Origin of the sequence: Bacillus sp. FSL L8-0654, assembly GCF_038629965.1 — a bacterium.
Classification (GTDB): domain Bacteria; phylum Bacillota; class Bacilli; order Bacillales; family Bacillaceae; genus Bacillus; species Bacillus safensis.
Map to the genome: position 1 here is coordinate 1,113,765 of NZ_CP152026.1, position 17,893 is coordinate 1,131,657.

The 17,893-nt window shown below is 39.8% G+C and carries 20 protein-coding genes; 14 read left to right on the top strand and 6 right to left on the bottom strand.

The genetic code is table 11. The features are described from left to right. Positions 1–52: 52 nt before the first annotated feature. The 7 genes from MHH65_RS05530 (at position 53) to spxA (ending at position 5,629) form a co-directional block, all read left to right on the top strand. Positions 53–997 carry an ABC transporter permease gene (locus MHH65_RS05530; RefSeq protein ID WP_024425044.1) on the top strand — a complete coding sequence of 315 codons (945 nt, stop codon included), beginning with the start codon at positions 53–55 and terminating at the stop codon, positions 995–997. Positions 998–1,000: 3 nt separating this feature from the next. Further along, positions 1,001–1,918 carry an ABC transporter permease gene (locus MHH65_RS05535; RefSeq protein ID WP_024425043.1) on the top strand — a complete coding sequence of 306 codons (918 nt, stop codon included), beginning with the start codon at positions 1,001–1,003 and terminating at the stop codon, positions 1,916–1,918. 3 nt (positions 1,919–1,921) lie between these two features. After that, positions 1,922–3,010 (top strand): ABC transporter ATP-binding protein, encoded by a 1,089-nt coding sequence (locus MHH65_RS05540; RefSeq protein ID WP_087975602.1) that lies wholly within the window; start codon positions 1,922–1,924, stop codon positions 3,008–3,010. A gap of 1 nt (position 3,011) precedes the next feature. Then, on the top strand, positions 3,012–3,932 hold the full coding sequence (locus MHH65_RS05545; RefSeq protein WP_024425041.1) for an ATP-binding cassette domain-containing protein: 921 nt from the start codon (positions 3,012–3,014) through the stop codon (positions 3,930–3,932). Positions 3,933–4,036: 104 nt separating this feature from the next. Further along, the gene (locus MHH65_RS05550; RefSeq protein WP_034282065.1) at positions 4,037–4,324 is read left to right on the top strand and encodes a hypothetical protein; all 288 of its coding nucleotides are present in this window, start codon (positions 4,037–4,039) and stop codon (positions 4,322–4,324) included. A gap of 137 nt (positions 4,325–4,461) precedes the next feature. Then, on the top strand, positions 4,462–5,040 hold the full coding sequence (locus tag MHH65_RS05555; RefSeq protein WP_034282062.1) for a GNAT family N-acetyltransferase: 579 nt from the start codon (positions 4,462–4,464) through the stop codon (positions 5,038–5,040). Positions 5,041–5,233: 193 nt separating this feature from the next. Beyond that, positions 5,234–5,629, top strand: coding sequence for a transcriptional regulator SpxA (gene spxA / locus MHH65_RS05560; RefSeq protein WP_003211421.1), 396 nt, complete (start codon positions 5,234–5,236; stop codon positions 5,627–5,629). Between the two features lie 39 nt (positions 5,630–5,668). On the opposite strand, the gene MHH65_RS05565 is transcribed toward spxA, so the two are convergent. Beyond that, on the bottom strand, positions 5,669–6,334 hold the full coding sequence (locus MHH65_RS05565; protein WP_034282060.1) for a TerC family protein: 666 nt from the start codon (positions 6,332–6,334) through the stop codon (positions 5,669–5,671). A 264-nt stretch (positions 6,335–6,598) separates the two neighbouring features. Here MHH65_RS05565 and mecA point away from each other — a divergent pair, with 264 nt between their 5' ends. From mecA to pepF, 4 genes are all read left to right on the top strand, one after another. Next, complete coding sequence (gene mecA / locus MHH65_RS05570; protein WP_024425038.1) at positions 6,599–7,264, top strand: adaptor protein MecA; 666 nt, start codon at positions 6,599–6,601, stop codon at positions 7,262–7,264. A gap of 87 nt (positions 7,265–7,351) precedes the next feature. After that, a complete protein-coding gene (gene cls / locus MHH65_RS05575) occupies positions 7,352–8,872 on the top strand; it encodes a cardiolipin synthase (protein ID WP_098676816.1) in 1,521 nt (506 codons plus the stop codon). 162 nt (positions 8,873–9,034) lie between these two features. After that, positions 9,035–10,195, top strand: a complete 1,161-nt coding sequence (locus MHH65_RS05580; RefSeq protein WP_098676817.1) for a competence protein CoiA family protein — start codon at positions 9,035–9,037, stop codon at positions 10,193–10,195. A gap of 214 nt (positions 10,196–10,409) precedes the next feature. Continuing rightward, complete coding sequence (gene pepF / locus MHH65_RS05585) at positions 10,410–12,236, top strand: oligoendopeptidase F (RefSeq protein ID WP_283241882.1); 1,827 nt, start codon at positions 10,410–10,412, stop codon at positions 12,234–12,236. 107 nt (positions 12,237–12,343) lie between these two features. Here the strand turns inward: pepF and MHH65_RS05590 are convergent, their stop codons facing one another. The 5 genes from MHH65_RS05590 to MHH65_RS05610 all read right to left on the bottom strand — a co-directional run bounded on the left by MHH65_RS05590 (position 12,344) and on the right by MHH65_RS05610 (position 15,762). Beyond that, positions 12,344–12,517, bottom strand: coding sequence for a hypothetical protein (locus MHH65_RS05590; protein WP_024425034.1), 174 nt, complete (start codon positions 12,515–12,517; stop codon positions 12,344–12,346). Positions 12,518–12,812: 295 nt separating this feature from the next. Further along, on the bottom strand, positions 12,813–13,724 hold the full coding sequence (locus MHH65_RS05595; RefSeq protein WP_024425033.1) for a ClpXP adapter SpxH family protein: 912 nt from the start codon (positions 13,722–13,724) through the stop codon (positions 12,813–12,815). Next, a complete protein-coding gene (locus MHH65_RS05600) occupies positions 13,721–14,119 on the bottom strand; it encodes a thiol management oxidoreductase (protein WP_098676818.1) in 399 nt (132 codons plus the stop codon). Before MHH65_RS05600 ends, MHH65_RS05595 begins: the two co-directional genes overlap by 4 nt. Before the next feature lie 275 nt (positions 14,120–14,394). Beyond that, positions 14,395–15,162: a lytic transglycosylase domain-containing protein gene (locus MHH65_RS05605; RefSeq protein WP_098676819.1), complete on the bottom strand. Its 768-nt coding sequence runs from the start codon at positions 15,160–15,162 to the stop codon at positions 14,395–14,397. Between the two features lie 21 nt (positions 15,163–15,183). Further along, complete coding sequence (locus MHH65_RS05610; protein WP_087975599.1) at positions 15,184–15,762, bottom strand: CYTH domain-containing protein; 579 nt, start codon at positions 15,760–15,762, stop codon at positions 15,184–15,186. A 235-nt stretch (positions 15,763–15,997) separates the two neighbouring features. Here MHH65_RS05610 and MHH65_RS05615 point away from each other — a divergent pair, with 235 nt between their 5' ends. The 3 genes from MHH65_RS05615 to MHH65_RS05625 all read left to right on the top strand — a co-directional run bounded on the left by MHH65_RS05615 (position 15,998) and on the right by MHH65_RS05625 (position 17,890). After that, the gene (locus MHH65_RS05615) at positions 15,998–16,363 is read left to right on the top strand and encodes a hypothetical protein (protein ID WP_041110150.1); all 366 of its coding nucleotides are present in this window, start codon (positions 15,998–16,000) and stop codon (positions 16,361–16,363) included. A 33-nt stretch (positions 16,364–16,396) separates the two neighbouring features. Beyond that, on the top strand, positions 16,397–17,026 hold the full coding sequence (locus MHH65_RS05620) for a GTP pyrophosphokinase family protein (protein WP_075622820.1): 630 nt from the start codon (positions 16,397–16,399) through the stop codon (positions 17,024–17,026). Positions 17,027–17,089: 63 nt separating this feature from the next. Continuing rightward, positions 17,090–17,890, top strand: a complete 801-nt coding sequence (locus MHH65_RS05625; protein WP_003211364.1) for an NAD kinase — start codon at positions 17,090–17,092, stop codon at positions 17,888–17,890. Positions 17,891–17,893: the final 3 nt, after the last annotated feature.

Genomic DNA, 17,893 nt, shown 5'->3' on the forward strand with positions numbered 1-17,893 from the left:
CCTTTCTTGCTGATTAGAGAAATTGTTGTAAAATCATGGAGGTGCAATTCCGTTGCTTAAATATATCGGTAAGCGATTAATATATATTTTAATCACACTGTTTGTTATTGTAACTGCAACTTTCTTTCTCATGCAGGCAGCACCTGGTGGTCCATTCTCTGGTGAGAAGAAACTTCCTGCTGAAATTGAAGCAAACCTAAACGAGCACTACGGATTGGACAAGCCCTTATTTGTTCAATATGTAAACTACCTAGGTTCAGTTGCAACATTAGATTTTGGTCCCTCATTTAAATATAAAGGACAAACCGTAAATGACTTAATCAGTTCTGGATTCCCCGTTTCCTTTACCCTCGGAATTGAGGCAATTCTCCTCGCATTAGCATTTGGTGTATTGTTTGGGGTCCTTGCAGCGCTCTATCATAACAAGTGGCAAGACTATACGATTGCCATTTTAACGATCTTTGGAATTTCAGTTCCAAGTTTCATTTTAGCGGCGCTACTACAATATGTATTTGCATCTGAGGCAAGTATTATAGCGATCTTCCCAGTTGCAGGATGGGAGTCTTGGGCAAGCACCGTACTACCTTCTATTGCACTTTCCTTCATGCCAATGGCATTTATCGCTAGACTTGCACGGTCAAGTATGCTTGAAGTACTAAATAGTGACTACATTAGAACGGCTAGAGCGAAAGGATTAACAAAATCTGCTGTGACGATCAAACACGCCATCCGAAACGCATTGTTACCTGTTATCACATACATGGGACCAATGGCTGCTTCAGTTTTAACAGGTAGTTTTGTCGTTGAGAAGATTTTTGGTATTCCTGGCTTAGGCTCTCACTTTGTCACAAGCATTACAAACCGTGATTACACCGTCATCATGGGTGTCACAGTCTTCTACAGTATTATTCTATTAATCAGTATTCTAGTCGTTGACGTCCTCTACGGTATTATCGATCCTAGAATTAAACTGACGAAGGCGAAGAAAGGGGTCTAACACATGGAAGAGATGAGAAAAGATTTATTTGTGCCTGCGACAGCTGACGCAGCAGAATCTGAAAAAATTTCTAAACCTAGTCTATCTTTATGGAAGGATGCCATGCTTCGCTTCCGTGCCAATAAACTTGCAATGGTTGGACTTACAATCATTTTTATTATCGTGATGCTGGCCATCTTTGTTCCGATGTTTTCTAAATACGATTACTCTACGACTGATTTGCTGAATGCTGACCAGCCGCCTTCAAAAGAACACTGGTTTGGTACAGATGATTTAGGACGTGACATGTTTGTCCGTACATGGGTCGGGGCAAGAATTTCGATCTTTATCGGGCTTGCTGCAGCGGTGCTTGACGTGATTATCGGTATTATCTGGGGAAGTATTGCTGCATTCAAAGGCGGCCGTACAGATGAAGTGATGATGCGTATCGCAGACGTTTTATGGGCAATTCCAACACTATTAATGGTTATCTTAATGATGGTTGTTCTGCCAAAAGGATTATTAACGATTATCCTCGCCATGACAGTCGTAGGCTGGATTAACATGGCACGTATTGTTCGGGGACAGGTTTTACAATTAAAGAGTCAAGAATACGTTCTTGCAGCACAAACATTAGGTGCGAAAACATCTAGACTTTTATTTAAACACTTAATTCCAAACTCAATGGGACCAATCCTTGTGACGATGACGTTAACGATTCCTTCTGCTATCTTCACAGAGGCATTCCTAAGCTACCTAGGGCTTGGTGTACCGGCTCCGTTAGCGAGCTGGGGAACAATGGCGTCTGACGGAATTCCAGCCATGACGTATTACCCTTGGAGATTATGGTTCCCAGCCGCATTTATCTGTATTACAATGTTTGGTTTTAACGTGGTTGGAGACGGACTAAGAGACGCTTTAGATCCGAAGTTGCGTAAATAAGGAGTGATTAGGATGGAACGTGAACGTATTCTAGAGGTGAAAGACCTTGCAATCTCATTTAAAACATATGGTGGAGAGGTTCAAGCCATTCGTGGTGTGAACTTCCACTTAAATAAAGGCGAGACACTTGCTATTGTAGGTGAATCTGGCTCTGGTAAAAGTGTGACATCACAAGCGATCATGAGATTAATTCCGATGCCGCCAGGTTATTTCAAGCGCGGACAGATCCTGTTTGACGGCCAAGATATTGTCAAGAAAACTGAAAAACAAATGCAAACCATTCGAGGAAAAGATATCTCAATGATCTTCCAAGATCCGATGACGTCTTTGAATCCAACGATGAAAGTCGGGAAACAAATTACAGAAGTACTGTTCAAGCATGAACAAATTTCAAAAGAAGCGGCTGAAAAAAGAGCCATTGAACTATTGGAGCTCGTTGGAATTCCAATGCCCGAAAAAAGAATTAAACAATATCCGCACGAATTTAGTGGCGGGATGAGGCAAAGGGTTGTCATCGCCATGGCGCTTGCAGCAGATCCAAAGCTGCTGATTGCCGATGAGCCGACGACTGCACTTGATGTAACAATTCAAGCACAAATTTTAGAATTAATGAAAGAAATTCAGCAAAAGGTTGACACTTCGATTATCTTTATTACGCATGATCTAGGTGTTGTTGCCAACGTCGCTGATCGTGTAGCTGTTATGTATGCAGGACAGATTGTGGAGACAGGGACTGTCGATGAAATTTTCTACAATCCAAAGCATCCGTATACATGGGGACTTTTAGCATCCATGCCGAGTCTTGACACAGATGGCGGAGATGAAGGAAAGCTGACTGCCATTCCAGGAACACCGCCAGATCTGACAAACCCGCCGAAAGGAGATGCATTTGCACTCCGCAGCGATTATGCAATGAAAATTGACTTTGAACAAGAACCGCCAATGTTCAAAGTATCAGATACGCATTATGTGAAATCATGGCTACTTCATCCGAATGCACCTAAAGTTGAACCGCCTGCTTCTGTAAAGGCGAGAATGCGTGAACTAGAAGGTAGCTACGAAAAACCTGTATTAGTAAAAGAGGGTGAATAGCATGGCAGAAAAACTGTTAGAAATCAAAAATTTGAAGCAGCATTTCCATACAGCAAGAGGAACTGTGAAAGCAGTTGATGGGGTTTCATTTGATATTTACAAAGGTGAAACGCTTGGTCTTGTAGGTGAGTCTGGTTGTGGTAAATCCACTACGGGCCGTTCGATCATTAGACTTTATGATGCGACAGATGGTGAAGTTCTTTATAAGGGAGAAAATGTACACGGGAAGAAATCAAGACAAAAAATGCTTGAGTTCAACCGTCAAATGCAGATGATCTTCCAAGATCCATATGCTTCACTCAACCCTAGAATGACAGTGCTTGATATCATTGCAGAGGGCATCGACATTCATGGCCTTGCAAAAACAAAACAGGCGCGTAAAGAGCGTGTGTACCAATTACTTGAAACTGTTGGCTTGAACAAAGAGCACGCGAACAGATACCCGCATGAATTCTCAGGCGGTCAAAGACAGCGAATCGGAATTGCACGTGCATTAGCAGTAGAGCCGGATTTCATCATCGCCGATGAACCAATCTCTGCATTAGACGTGTCGATCCAAGCGCAGGTCGTCAATTTATTGAAAGAGCTTCAAGAGGAAAAAGGTTTAACGTACTTATTCATTGCCCATGACTTGTCCATGGTAAAATACATCAGCGATCGTATCGGTGTGATGTATTTTGGAAAATTGGTTGAGCTGGCACCAGCGAATGAATTATACGAAAACCCGCTTCATCCATATACAAAATCATTGCTGTCTGCGATTCCGCTTCCAGATCCTGATTATGAGCGTAACCGCAAACGAATCAAGTATGATCCATCTGTTCACAAAGGAACAAACACCGAGTTCCGTGAAGTGAAGCCAGGTCACTTTGTGAGCTGCACAGAGGAAGAATTCAAAGAGCTACAGGCGAAACAATCATAAGAAGGAAGAAGCACTGCTAAGTCAGTGCTTCTTTTTTTATTTTACAAAAAAAGAAGATGATGGTAACTTTTAGTTAAGTACAAGCAGATACCGGAGGAAATCAAATGTTAAATTGGAAAACCTTTCGTTATTCATTGCTTCATGTTCTCATTGTATTCATGCTTTTTTCAACGTCTTTTTTCAGGAAACCAAACGGAGGAAAGTGGATGCTCGCGTTTATGGTACTCATTGGGATTGTGTCTTTTTCAATGGAATATATGCTTAACCGAAAGACAAGCGGTCAGAAGCAAGAAGCATGGCGCGTAAAATATCTTTATTTCATTATGCTTCAAATTGCGATGACAATTATCCTGTTTGTCTGTATTCAACTCGTCATGAATCGTTCGTTATAAAACTTTTTTTGCGTTAATTGAAAAAAAGTGAAACTACTTAAGACTTTGCTGCGTCTTACTAGTACAGGCGTTTAAATAGCAGGAAATCGGGAATATCTAAGGAAGTGGTTCTTAACTATAGCATAAGGAGCAGATCCATGAATTGGTATGAAAAGCTCAGTGAATACTTCCCGATAGAAGAAATGAAGTCAAAAGAGCATATGGAAGCTTTATTAAAGGAAAGAAGTGATATTTATCATAAGGAGGAAGGACCTCATCATGTGATGATGTACGCCGAATTTGATTCTTTCATCTTTATTGATTATTTATTTGTTTCCAAAGATGCAAGAGGTGAAGGCCTCGGGTCAAAGCTTATTCATAAGCTGAAGGAAAAAAAGAAACCGATCTTGCTTGAGGTCGAGCCTGTAGATGAAGATGATGCAGATACTGCAAAACGCCTAAAGTTTTACCAAAGAGAGCACTTCAAGCATGCAGAATCAATCGGTTATAAACGCAGGTCACTTGCAACAAATGAAGTGAACCGCATGGAAATTCTTTATTGGTCGCCTCTTACAAATCATGAGGAAGAGATCATGGAAGCCATGAGGAAGACTTATGAACGAATCCATACGTATAAAGATGAAGAATGGTATGGACAATCGTATGAGGATGTTGATGATGTATTGAAGATCATTGAAAATAGAAAGCAAAAAAATATTTTCGATCATCTCGAGTAAATGAGAATGTTCTGACATCCAGCAGCACGACAAAATGAATGAAATTGTCTAGTTTTTGTCACAAAAATTGCAAGAAAATCTGTTCACACTTACTTTTTTATAGTATAATCACTATAAAGATTACTTATTTAGAACAATTTTAATTTAAGAATACAGATCAATATTCATTCTACAAATTGAGGAGTGAAGATTTATGGTAACATTATACACATCACCAAGCTGTACATCATGTAGAAAAGCAAGAGCGTGGTTAGAAGAGCACAATATCCCATATCAAGAGAGAAACATTTTTTCTGAGCCTCTTTCAATCGATGAAATCAAAGAAATTCTTCGAATGACAGAAGACGGTACAGACGAAATTATCTCAACACGTTCAAAAGTATTCCAAAAACTAAATGTCAATGTTGAGACAATGCCGCTTCAACAATTGTATAAACTAATCAATGAGCATCCAGGTCTTTTGCGTCGTCCAATTATCTTGGATGAAAAAAGATTACAAGTTGGGTACAATGAAGATGAAATTAGACGTTTCTTACCAAGAACGGTTCGTACATTCCAACTAAGAGAAGCTCAGCGACTTGCTAACTAATAAAAACATAAAAAGCTGCCGATCATTTGGCAGCTTTTTTTATTTATTTTCAGCCGTTTGTTCGTAAAAGAGGCTCGCTAATATGACCACTATGACGGTTAAAAACGGAAGCATCAATTCAAGCGTGGCATGCTGTGCCATAAATTCAGCCAATTTCACATCACGTACAATCATTTCACCCCCTGTAAAGGCCAAGAGAGCACTTCCTCCGTATAAAAGAAACGGAAATTTAGTTAAAGCTGCATGAATCAGCTTGCTTCCCCAAATAATAATCGGTACAGAAATCATGAGACCAAAAGCGGTCAGAAGCATGTTGCCTTTTGCTGCACCTGCAACTGCGATGACATTATCAAGTGACATAAAGAGGTCAGCAATCACAATGGTTTGAACCGCACGCCAAAGGGAGCCGCTGCTCTTTATCCGAATGGATTCCTTCTTTTGTTCAATTAACAGATTGTATCCTATATAAAGGAGAAAAAGACCGCCAATAAACTGCAAATAAGGGATAGTCAATAAATAAACGGCGGCACCAGTCATTGTAATTCTCATCAACACGGCTAAAAGAGTGCCGATCCAAATGGCTTTATTGCGTTTGTCATGTGATAAACTGCGACTCGCCATCGCAATAATGAGCGCATTATCTCCGCCTAAAATTAGGTCTATGCCAATAATCATCAGTAAGGATACGATCCACTCTGTTTCCATCCATTTCACCTCATGTCCCAAATAGAGCTCGTACAACCAATATATGAGGACAATTCAAATATATGTTTCTGCAAGTTTTCTCTGCAAAAAATGCGTTTTTATTTCTTTTATTCATGTTTTATCATAAAATAGACAGTACGAAGCAATACCTCAATTCTTTAAACGGTTAACATGTAGACGGAACGGGTAAAGTGTAGTAAAGTACTATTAATTGGGAGCTTGTATGTCCCTTCAACATCTTATATAGAAGGGAAGGTTGGCAAAATGGAAATCGAAAGAATAAATGAACATACAGTCAAATTTTATATTTCCTACGGTGATATTGAAGATCGCGGATTTGACCGTGAAGAGATCTGGTACAATCGTGAGCGCAGTGAAGAGCTGTTTTGGGAAGTAATGGACGAAGTGCACGAAGAAGAAGAATTTGCAGTAGAGGGACCGCTTTGGATTCAAGTACAGGCACTTGACAAAGGTCTTGAAATTGTCGTGACAAAAGCCCAACTTTCTAAAGATGGACAAAAGCTCGAATTGCCGATTCCAGAAGATAAAAAAGATCAAACAGATGAAGAAAGCTTAGACGCACTGCTTGATGATTTTCATAAAGAAGAGCAAGATCAAGAAGACCATAATGAGAAGGATAAAAAACTTCAACTTCAATTCGTATTGAAAATGGATGACTTTGAAGATTTGATTGCACTTTCTCAATTAAATATGCAGGATTTTACCACAAGTTTATATTCGTTTGAAAACCGTTATTATCTATATGTTGACTTCCACGAGGATTTGTCAGATGAGCAAGTGGAGAATAAGCTCAGCATTTTGCTTGAATATGCTCATGAATCAGTGGTCAGCATCTACAGACTGAAAGAATACGGTCAGCTGATTATCGAAGGGAATGCCCTTGAAACGATTCAACAGCACTTCTCGTAACTAACAAAAAGTCGATTTCTATAGAGGAATCGGCTTTTTTATCTGAATGAATAGGTAAATAAAGAGATCGGCAAGGAGAAAAATGAAATGAGAAATGTAGTCAAAGTTCTATTTTTTCTAATCATTACGATAGGTGCTTATTTAATCATCCAATTGATTGTCGGTGATTTAGCGGTAAGTGTATTAAGTTCTGTCAGTGTTCTATTTACTTTATCGATTATTTTCATCGGATTTGTTATTTTCTTGGAGAACCGGAATCCGTCTCAAACGATTACATGGCTTGTCCTGCTTGGCAGCTTTCCGTTATTCGGCTTTTTGTTCTACATTTTCTTTGGACGCAATATCAAAAAGCGCCGGCTGTTTGAAAAGAAGGCGGTATTGGACGAGAAGTTAATCCAGGAAGATGAACGTATCCATAGAGAAGCGATTGAAAAAATGACGCATATGGGTGATCATCAGCAGCTCTTATTTAAGCTGGCCCACAGACTCGGACATACTCCTATTACATATCGCACGTCCTCTAAAGTCTTAACCAATGGTGAAGAAACATTCTCTCATATTTTTGAAGAGATTAAAAAAGCAACTCATCACATTCATTTAGAATATTACATTCTCCGCCACGATGACCTTGGTCAAGAATTAAAGGAGATTCTCATTGAAAAAGCGAAAAATGGCGTGATTGTCCGCTTTTTATATGACGATGTAGGAAGCTTAAAGCTTTCTCGTCAATATATTGCTGATCTAGAAAAGGCTGGCGTTCAGATCGTTCCGTTTTTACCAGTAAGGCTCCCCCTTTTAAATAATAAAATCAACTTCCGAAATCATAGAAAAATTGTCGTAATTGATGGAGAAGTGGGATTTGTCGGCGGGCTTAACATTGGAGACGAATACTTGGGCCGAAGCAGACAATATGGATTCTGGCGTGATACACACCTGATGATTAAAGGCGAAGCTGTTCGTGACCTCCAGCAGATTTTCATGCAGGATTGGTATTATATGACGAATGAAAGATGCTCAGGTGTGGACTATTTCAAAGATTTCAGCCACCTTGAGAGTACAACAGAAGGCGTACAAATGATTGCTGGCGGGCCTGACAAGCAGTGGGAGGTCATTAAAAATCTCTTTTTCTCTATGATCATCTCCGCTAAAAAGTCCATCTGGATCGCTTCACCGTATTTTGTCCCGGATGATGATATTTTGTCAGCATTGAAAATTGCCGCATTGAGCGGAGTAGATGTCCGGATTATTGCTCCAAAGAATCCAGATAAACGGATTGTTTTCCATGCGTCTCGTTCATACTTCCCAGAGCTTCTTGACGCAGGGGCGAAGGTGTACGAGTATGATCAAGGCTTTATGCATAGTAAATTTATTATTGTGGATAATGAACTGGCTTCAATTGGAACGGCAAACATGGATATGAGAAGCTTTCATTTGAACTTTGAAGTGAATGCCTTCCTCTATAAAACGAAAAGCACAGAGAAGCTCGTCAACGATTTCTTAGGTGATTTAGAGCATTCACATGAAATTGTTTCAGAAGAGTTCGCAAAGAGACCTTTGAGGGTCAGACTGTTTGAATCAACCGCAAGATTATTATCACCACTTTTATAAAGATTATATTTTCCCCCTTTTCTATAAGGGGGATTTTTGATTTTACCGAAGAAATGATTATTAAAATCATCTTTTGACACGGTAAAAATTCATTTTGCTTTTTCGCTTCCTTATAGATGAACAAGCTATAATACGGTTATCAAAGAGCAAGGGGCGAACTGAATGAATGCAGCAATTATGGATAACGGAAAGCTTATCCGAATGACACATCATCTATCGAAAAGCCGTCTGGAGCATGTAAGAACGACGTGCAAATTTTATTGTCCTGAGTGCAGGGAGGAGGTGCAATTAAAGCTAGGGGAGCATCGTGTCTATCATTTTGCGCATAAACAGCTGACAGCATGTCCGTTAGCCTCAGGCGAAACGGCTTATCATCAGGCGGGAAAGGAAACTATTATGAATTGGCTGAAGGGGCTTGGACATAAACCTGCGCTGGAAAAGTATATGTCAAATATTCATCAGCGTCCTGATGTGACCGTCTCTATAGGAAAAGAAACCTATGCAATCGAATTTCAATGTGCAAATATTTCCCGGCAAGAGCTTCGCAGAAGAACAGCAGGTCTCCGCGAGGCAGGGCTCTTTCCCATATGGATGATAGGGGCAAATCGTTTAAACCGAAAATCTGCCCAGCTTTTTTCTTTCTCCTCCATTCATTGGGGAATTTTAAGGGAATCAGAGGAAAGGCGGTTGATTTTTTTCTGCCCGATCCAGAATAGGTTCATCCATCTTGATCAATTCCTCGTGTTTCAACCAACGAAAATATGTGCGGCCATGACTGTCAGACCGCCTTCATCATACCGCGAAATGCCGGCATTTCTATCTCCGCCTTCAAGCAAGCGTCAAGTAAACCAACAATGGATTAAATGTATACAGCAATTTAGGTTGCGTCCTCCTCGCATTTTATCAAATGAAAGCAAACGTTTGAGAGATATTTTTTATGAGCATCATCAAACAGCATTCCCTTTTTTGCCAACTGAATTATTTATCCCGGTGCAAGAAGCGTATATCTTTACAAGTCCCGTGTATGTTTGGCAGGGGTGTCTCTATGATTGGATGATGCGGAAAAAAGGAAGCGGAAGAGTGACGATTCAACAGCTGATGATGGAAATCAATCGATGTGTGCAAATGAAAGAAGTGAAACTCCGATATGGCGATGTTTCAAGAGAAGAAATAAAAGAGGTGGTCACTGCATATGTAAATGCGCTTGTAAGACAAGGGTTTTTACATATGACGAAAGAGGGTAATTATGAAGTATCGTCGAATCAAATGCCTATACGAACACTAGATGAAGTGTTAAAACGAGATGCTTTCTTATTTCATTAGCATGTTTCATGACCACTTTGATCATGATAAGAAAAAGGTGGTGCTGCTATTGAATCAAAAGAAACGCTTTTTTCTCATTTTTTTAGTCTGTTTGGTATTTATTTCTGCATATGATTTGACAAATATAGTTCAAAACAAAGAAGATAAATACAACACCAATTTCTTTCACTTTCCGAAAGGTTGGTTCAACACAACTCATGCAAGGGGGATTCATATGACTTCACAAAACAAAAACAATCATTTACCAGACAGAAGCGAAGTAAAAGAAGAAAACAAATGGCGTCTTGAAGATATTTTTGCAAGCGTCGATGCATGGAACAAGGAATTCGAAGCGGTCAAAAAAGAAATTCCGAAGCTGGCCCAGTTTAAAGGCAAGCTGGCCCATTCTGCTGATGTTCTGTATGAAGCCCTCACCTTTCAGGATCAACTTTCTGAAAAGCTTGGCAAGCTTTATACATATGCGCACATGAAATATGATGAAGATACAACGAACTCATCATTTCAGGCGTTAAATGATAAGGCATCGAATCTATTTACACAGCTGTCTAGTACATCTGCTTATATTGTTCCAGAGATTTTATCGATTCAAGAAGATAAATTGCAGCAATTCATACTAGAAAAAGAAGAATTAAAACTGTATTCACATGCTCTCGAAGAAATTAATAAAGAGCGACCACATATTTTAAGTGAGGAGCAAGAAGCTTTATTAGCTGAGGCATCTGAACCACTTTCATCTTCATCTACTACGTTTAGTATGTTTAACAACGCCGACATTTCGTTTCCTTCTGTAAAGGATGAGAATGGGGAGGAAAAGAAGATTACCCACGGCAACTTCATCACATTTTTAAATAGTGATGATCGTGAAGTGAGAAAGAATGCCTTTAAAGCTGTGTATAAAACGTATGATCAGTATAAGAATACACTTGCTTCTACACTGAGCGGTTCGATTAAAAAGGATAATTTTTATGCAAAAGTACGAAATTACAAATCGGCAAGAGAAGCAGCACTATCACGAAACAGCATCCCGGAAGAAGTGTATGACAATCTAATTGATACAGTTCATCAATATTTACCGTTATTACACCGTTATATTGAATTACGTAAAAAGGTATTAAAGCTTGATGAAGTGCACAATTACGACTTGTACACACCACTTGTGAAAGATGCTGGCATGAAGCTCACCTATGATGAAGCAAAGGATTATATGCTGAAAGGGTTAGCCCCATTAGGAGAAGAATATGTGTCCGTGTTAAAAGAAGGACTCGAAAATCGCTGGGTAGACGTTTATGAGAATAAAGGGAAACGAAGCGGTGCTTATTCATCTGGGAGCTATGGTACAAATCCATATATCCTCATGAACTGGCAAAATAATATTGATAATTTGTTTACACTGGCTCATGAATTTGGGCATTCCGTCCACAGCTACTATACAAGAAAGCACCAGCCATATCCGTATGGAAACTATAGTATCTTTGTAGCTGAAGTGGCTTCCACTACAAATGAAGCGTTACTAGGCGAATACCTGCTTAATCATTTAGACGATAAAAAGCAGCGTTTGTATGTATTAAACCACTTGTTAGAAGGATTTAGAGGAACGGTATTTAGACAAACGATGTTTGCTGAGTTTGAGCATCTTATTCATGTGAAAGCACAAGAAGGAGAGGCTTTAACGCCAGAATTTATGACGAACCTTTATTACGACCTGAACAAGAAGTACTTTGGTGACGGCATGGTGGTTGATAAGGAAATTGGATTAGAGTGGACGAGAATCCCTCATTTTTATTACAACTATTATGTGTATCAATACGCGACAGGCTATAGTGCGGCGCAGGCATTAAGCAAGCAAATCTTACAAGAAGGAAAACCAGCGGTAGAGCGCTACACCGATTTCCTTAAAGCAGGAAGCTCTGATTATCCAATCAATGTGCTGAAAAAAGCAGGTGTTGATATGGCTTCTAAAGAACCAATCGAAGCAGCATGTCAATTGTTCGAAGAAAAACTAAAAGAAATGGAAGAGCTCATCTCCAAAACAGGTGAGTAATGAAAAGACTTCTGTCAGACGTGTGAGTGCTATCTCATCTTTTGACAGGAGTTTTTTTCTCATAAAAAAAGACCTCTTCAGATGTCGAGGCCGTTCCTGGTCAAGCATCAACCTTTAAAACCTCTAAAGGTCTTACGGTGATTCATTCGATAAAGCGTAAAAAGAATCGAAGCAAATAAGAGTGGAGACGTCAAATAAAGAGGAAGCATCTTCATTAAGCCTAATATATTTAAAAAGAAACATAAGCCAATGGCAACAAGTCCAATAGTTGTGCTGCGCATGCAGATCCCCCCATTTTTTTGTTACTTTTACTATATGAAAGTGACAACCCTCTTATGTTTTGTGACAAAAATATGAACATATAGTATATCTGTTGTCATAAGTCGACAAAATTTGATATACTACAGATGTGAAATTAATCACATACAAACATTACCCCTTTGTTTGACCGTGAAAAATTTCTCCCATCCCCTTTGTTGTCGTTAAGACATAGTGAAACCGCGCTTATCCCGGCGCGGTTTCTTCGTATTTATAAATAGAACACATGTTCCTGGTGAAGGTAAAGAAAAACATGGGTCAGCACCCATGTTCATTTTCACAGCGATAGACATCAAGATCTGTATGGTGGTCATTCTCTTTATAGCGCCAAAACATTTCTTGCTGCACTTGTACACGTTCTACCTTTTGAGCGAAAGCCAGCTTCTTCATTTCTCGTTCAACTTCTTCAAGCGTCAGGTCATAGACAACGGCTATTTCTTTTGCGGAAGCAAATTGAAAGTAAGCAATAAACCATTCAATTGGAGGCCGTTCTGATGGTGTTGGTTTTTCACCAATCATTTCAAAAAGGATTTCCTCGTATATATCATAAGAGTAGGCACCTGAAATTTTTAATCCTTCATCTCCATTTACGGTATTAAAAAAGGCGAAGGTCGGAAGCTCAGATACGTCCATTTCAGCTGCAATTTTCATATCACATTGCAGGGCTTTCACAGCACTTTGAGAATGAATGTCCCGCTGGAATTCCTCGATGTCCAGACCAGCACTTTTTGCATTTTCTATCAGTACCTGCTCACTTGTGACATCTTGCTGATGGCAAAAAAGTGATTCTTGAATAAGACGCAAAAATTTCATTCCGCATTTTCTGCCTTGAAGCTCCGCTGCTTTTAGTGCGAGTGAGGCGAGGTAGGGTGATGTCACAATTTGTTCAGACAGCATTTGTTCTTTTTTGGTCTGCGTTTTAGTGGCAAATTTCCCCCATGCTTCAGTCAGTAAATGTTTCTTTCTTTTCCGATTCAAAGCATTAATACTAGAACTTGTTACCGTTCGTAAAGTGAAAAAACGGCCATATTTCATTTTCAACTTTTTAATGGATGGCTCTAATAACCAGCAGTCTGGGCTTAGAGGATCAATGAATACATAGATTTCAATCGGCTTTTGAGGATGTCCGTGACAGTGTGAGAAATATTGATCGTGCGTATTGCAGCTCAAGATCGTCCATCCTTTTCAGGTGTTTGGTTGACCATATGACGAGCCGTCAGAGAAAGCCGTTCAAATAAATAGTCACGAATATCGCCGGTTAATCCTACTTGATCCATTGCATCCTCCATGCATTCAAGCCATGCGTCAGCCCGCTCCTCAGTAATCGGAAAAGGGAGATGTCTCGCCCGCAGCATTGGGTGGCCATGCTCTTCTGTATAAAGCGGTGGTCCGCCTAAATATTGCGTTAAAAACTGTTTTTGTTTTCTTGCTGTTTCTTTTAAGTCATCCGGGAAAATAGGATGAAGCAAAGGATGACACTTTACATTTTCATAAAAAGTATCAACAAGTTGCGATAGAAGTTCCTCTCCAACCGCTTCGTAAGGTGCGTTAAACGATTGTACCATGTTGACTACTCCTTTTACTCGTAGTTAATAGGATGACTCACCCTATTGCGCATTTCATTTATTTCAAAAGTGATATTCAGTTTGTTCTATTTTATTGTTTCTATTCTTGTACTTATTTTAACAACCTCATCTCAATTCCACAAACAAACCGCTTTGGTCTGCTCGAAATAAAGAGAGAATCGGATTCTGTGATCAATTGACCATATCATAACACATTCAGTCAAAAAAGGGGGAAAAGCGACATACAAAAAACCGAAGAGGTTATTCTCTTCGGTTTAAGCGAAATATTGAGCTGTGATTTTCTTTACATAATTTTGTGTTTCTTTAAATGGAGGAATGCCTCCATATTTATCTACATTTCCTGAGCCTGCATTATAGGCCGCTAAGGCGAGTGAGATATTTCCGTTATATTTATGGAGCATTTGTTTTAAATACTTCGTTCCGCCTTCAATGTTTTGGGCGGCATCAAAGGCATTATTGACGCCAAGTGATTTAGCCGTAGATGGCATGAGCTGCATGAGTCCAAGCGCACCTGCATGGCTGACAGCATTTGTGCGGTAGCCGGATTCCTGCTTGATGACCGCGTGAATCAGCTTTTCGGGAACGCCATGCTTTTGAGCCATTTGTGACACGATTTGATTAATCTCTTTTGATGATGAGCCGCTTGAGACTGCCTTTTGAAGCGGCGGTGTGTAGCTGTTGTTTAAGACATTTCCAATGCCATTCGCTGTATTTAATTGATTGTCATTTGCGTACAAAGATTGGGCCTGAAGCTGCTCACTGCCGGAAATGGCAGATAAATATGGATTTGTACGCGCATATTGCGTGTTCGGAGCCGTTGACGGGTCCGTGCCCATAAAAGCAGAGATGGAAAGCGGGAGACGTGATAATTCTGATCCGCCTAAAAAATCTTGCAGCAACGACTGAAATGAAGCTTGGGCATTCGATTCTTGACCTGCAGACATTGGCGTTTGTGCTGGATCTGTCTGTAACGTTTTAAGCGCTTGAAGCTGCATAAAGGATTGAAGTTGATTGACGTTCATCATGTTCCTCCTTCAAGGAATTCATCTATTCTGTGTTTTCATTTTTTCTTCATAAAAACGAACGACTTTGTTTTTCGTGTTTCGTACTGGAATATGAAATTTGCGGAGCAATGTGGAGAAAGCGGCTTGTCCAATTTCCAGGTCGCTCACTTCAAATTCAAGTTCATAGTCCTCTACTGTTAAATATCGGCTGTGATCCAAAACAATTAAGCCTTCTTGGATCATTTTTTCTGCTCTTGACGTTTCAAGTGAACCAAAGTACACAATTTGATCCTTTTGTATGTTCAGGTGGTCTAATCTGTCCGCAACTTCACCTTCTGGCAGCTCAAAATCGTCAAGTTGAGATGGGGGAGCGATTGTTTGGTGGGTTTCGAGCAAGCCTAATTCGTGCGGTTCTTTTAATGTGAGCACCCATTGACCGTTTTTTTCTCTCATTCTTAATGCAGCCAATTGAGATTTTATATCAAATTGAGGTGTATCAAAATAATAGTTGGTTTGCGTGTGGAAATCCGCATCCTTCAATTGAAAATGGTGTTTCAGCTGTTCAAATTCTTCTTTCATTAATAATTGCTTTAGTTCGATTTCAATTTCCTGTGCCATTTTGACATCAACCTTTCATTAGAGGAAATATGATTATTGTACATGAAGTGTATTCACCATGTAAAAGACTGTTTTTTTCTCTCTATTTTCTTTAGGTATGGACCAAAATGAATGAAGAATCTTGGGAAAGGATCATTTAAAAGAGAAAAACAGGATTTTCTCAAAAAGTTCGGTTTATCAATATTGAACTTGATATGATAAAATAAAGCTGTACTTTGTTGTAAAGGAGATCATGATGCAAAACAGAATTGAAATCACAGAAGCAACTTTAAAAGAAGACAGGCTGATTTTGACAATCCAGTCAGAAGAGCAAATCCAAAAAGCAAAAGCATCAGGACAAATGCTTGTTGATTCTGATCACTTTGCGTTCGTTTACATACTTGAAACCGAGGAGTCCTTTTCGTATCTTATTTTAGGGGAACATACATGGGCTCCATTAAAAGAAGCAATGAATCGTGACATCCCTGTCTATTTGGCATCGGGTGAACAATCGCTGGAACTCATTCAGCTTCAACAGGAATTACATTATTTAATCGACAATATTAAAGACAATGCCAATTACGGAGATATGGAAGAGAAAGTGAAAAGCACATTCCTCTGAAATAATTAGGTATATGGAATTGGGGGAAGTTTCATGGACAAAAAACAATGGGATCAATTCCTCGCACCGTATAAACAAGCAGTCGAAGAATTAAAAGTGAAACTAAAAGGCATTCGAAAGCTGTATGAATTCGAGGATGACCATTCACCAGTAGAATTTGTCACAGGCCGAGTGAAACCCGTTGCCAGCATATTAGAAAAGGCAAAGCGTAAAAACATCCCGATGCATGAGATTGAAACGATGCAGGATATTGCTGGGCTTCGCATTATGTGCCAGTTTGTAGAAGATATACAAGTCGTGAAAAAAATGCTCCAGTCACGTAAAGATTTTGTGGTTGTAGATAAACGCGACTATATTGCAGAACATAAAGAAAGCGGATACCGCTCTTACCACCTTGTTGTGTTATATCCGCTGCAAACCGTAAGTGGAGAGAAACAGCTCCTCGTCGAAATCCAAATTCGTACGCTTGCGATGAACTTTTGGGCGACCATTGAGCATTCTCTGAATTATAAATATAGTGGGAATATCCCGGAGAAGGTCAAGCTGCGCCTTCAAAGAGCATCTGAGGCAGCATCTCGTCTCGATGAAGAAATGTCCGAAATCAGAGGGGAAATTCAAGAAGCACAAGTGGCATTTTCCCGGAAAAAGAAAAACGACAACTGAGCCAGTTTGATCAAATATGATGCTGCCCTCTTATAGCAGCAAGGTAAAAAAGGAGAAGAATTCATGAAATTTGCAGTTTCTTCAAAAGGGAATTCTGTATCTGACACGCTCAAAAGTAAAATTCAGACCTACTTATTGGATTTTGGTATGGAACTAAATGAAGAGGAACCGGATCTTGTCATTACGGTTGGTGGAGACGGCACCCTTCTTTATGCGTTTCACCGTTATAGCGACCGTCTAAATGAAACAGCTTTTGTCGGTGTTCATACAGGTCATCTTGGCTTCTATGCTGACTGGGTGCCGAGTGAAATTGAAAAACTCGTCTTAGCCATTGCGAAAACGCCTTATCATATTGTGGAATATCCGATCTTAGAAGTCATTGTCAGATACAACGACGGCGGCAGAGAAGAGAAATATTTAGCAATGAATGAATGTACAATTAAAAGTATGGAAGGGACACTTGTGGCAGATGTTGAAATTAGAGGCCAGCTGTTTGAAACATTCAGAGGTGACGGCCTTTGTCTGTCTACACCATCTGGCAGTACGGCCTATAATAAGGCACTGGGTGGCGCCATTATTCATCCTTCCATTAGAGCCATTCAGCTGGCAGAAATGGCTTCAATCAACAACCGAGTGTTTCGGACGGTCGGTTCACCGCTTATTTTGCCTGACCATCATACTTGTGTGATTAAACCGAGGAATGATGTCGATTTTCAGGTGACCATTGATCATTTGACACTGCTTCATAAAGACGTCAAATCCATTCAATGCCGGGTGGCAGACGAGAATGTCCGTTTTGCCAGATTTAGACCGTTTCCGTTTTGGAAAAGGGTGCAAGATTCCTTTATCGGAAAAGGAGAATAAGAA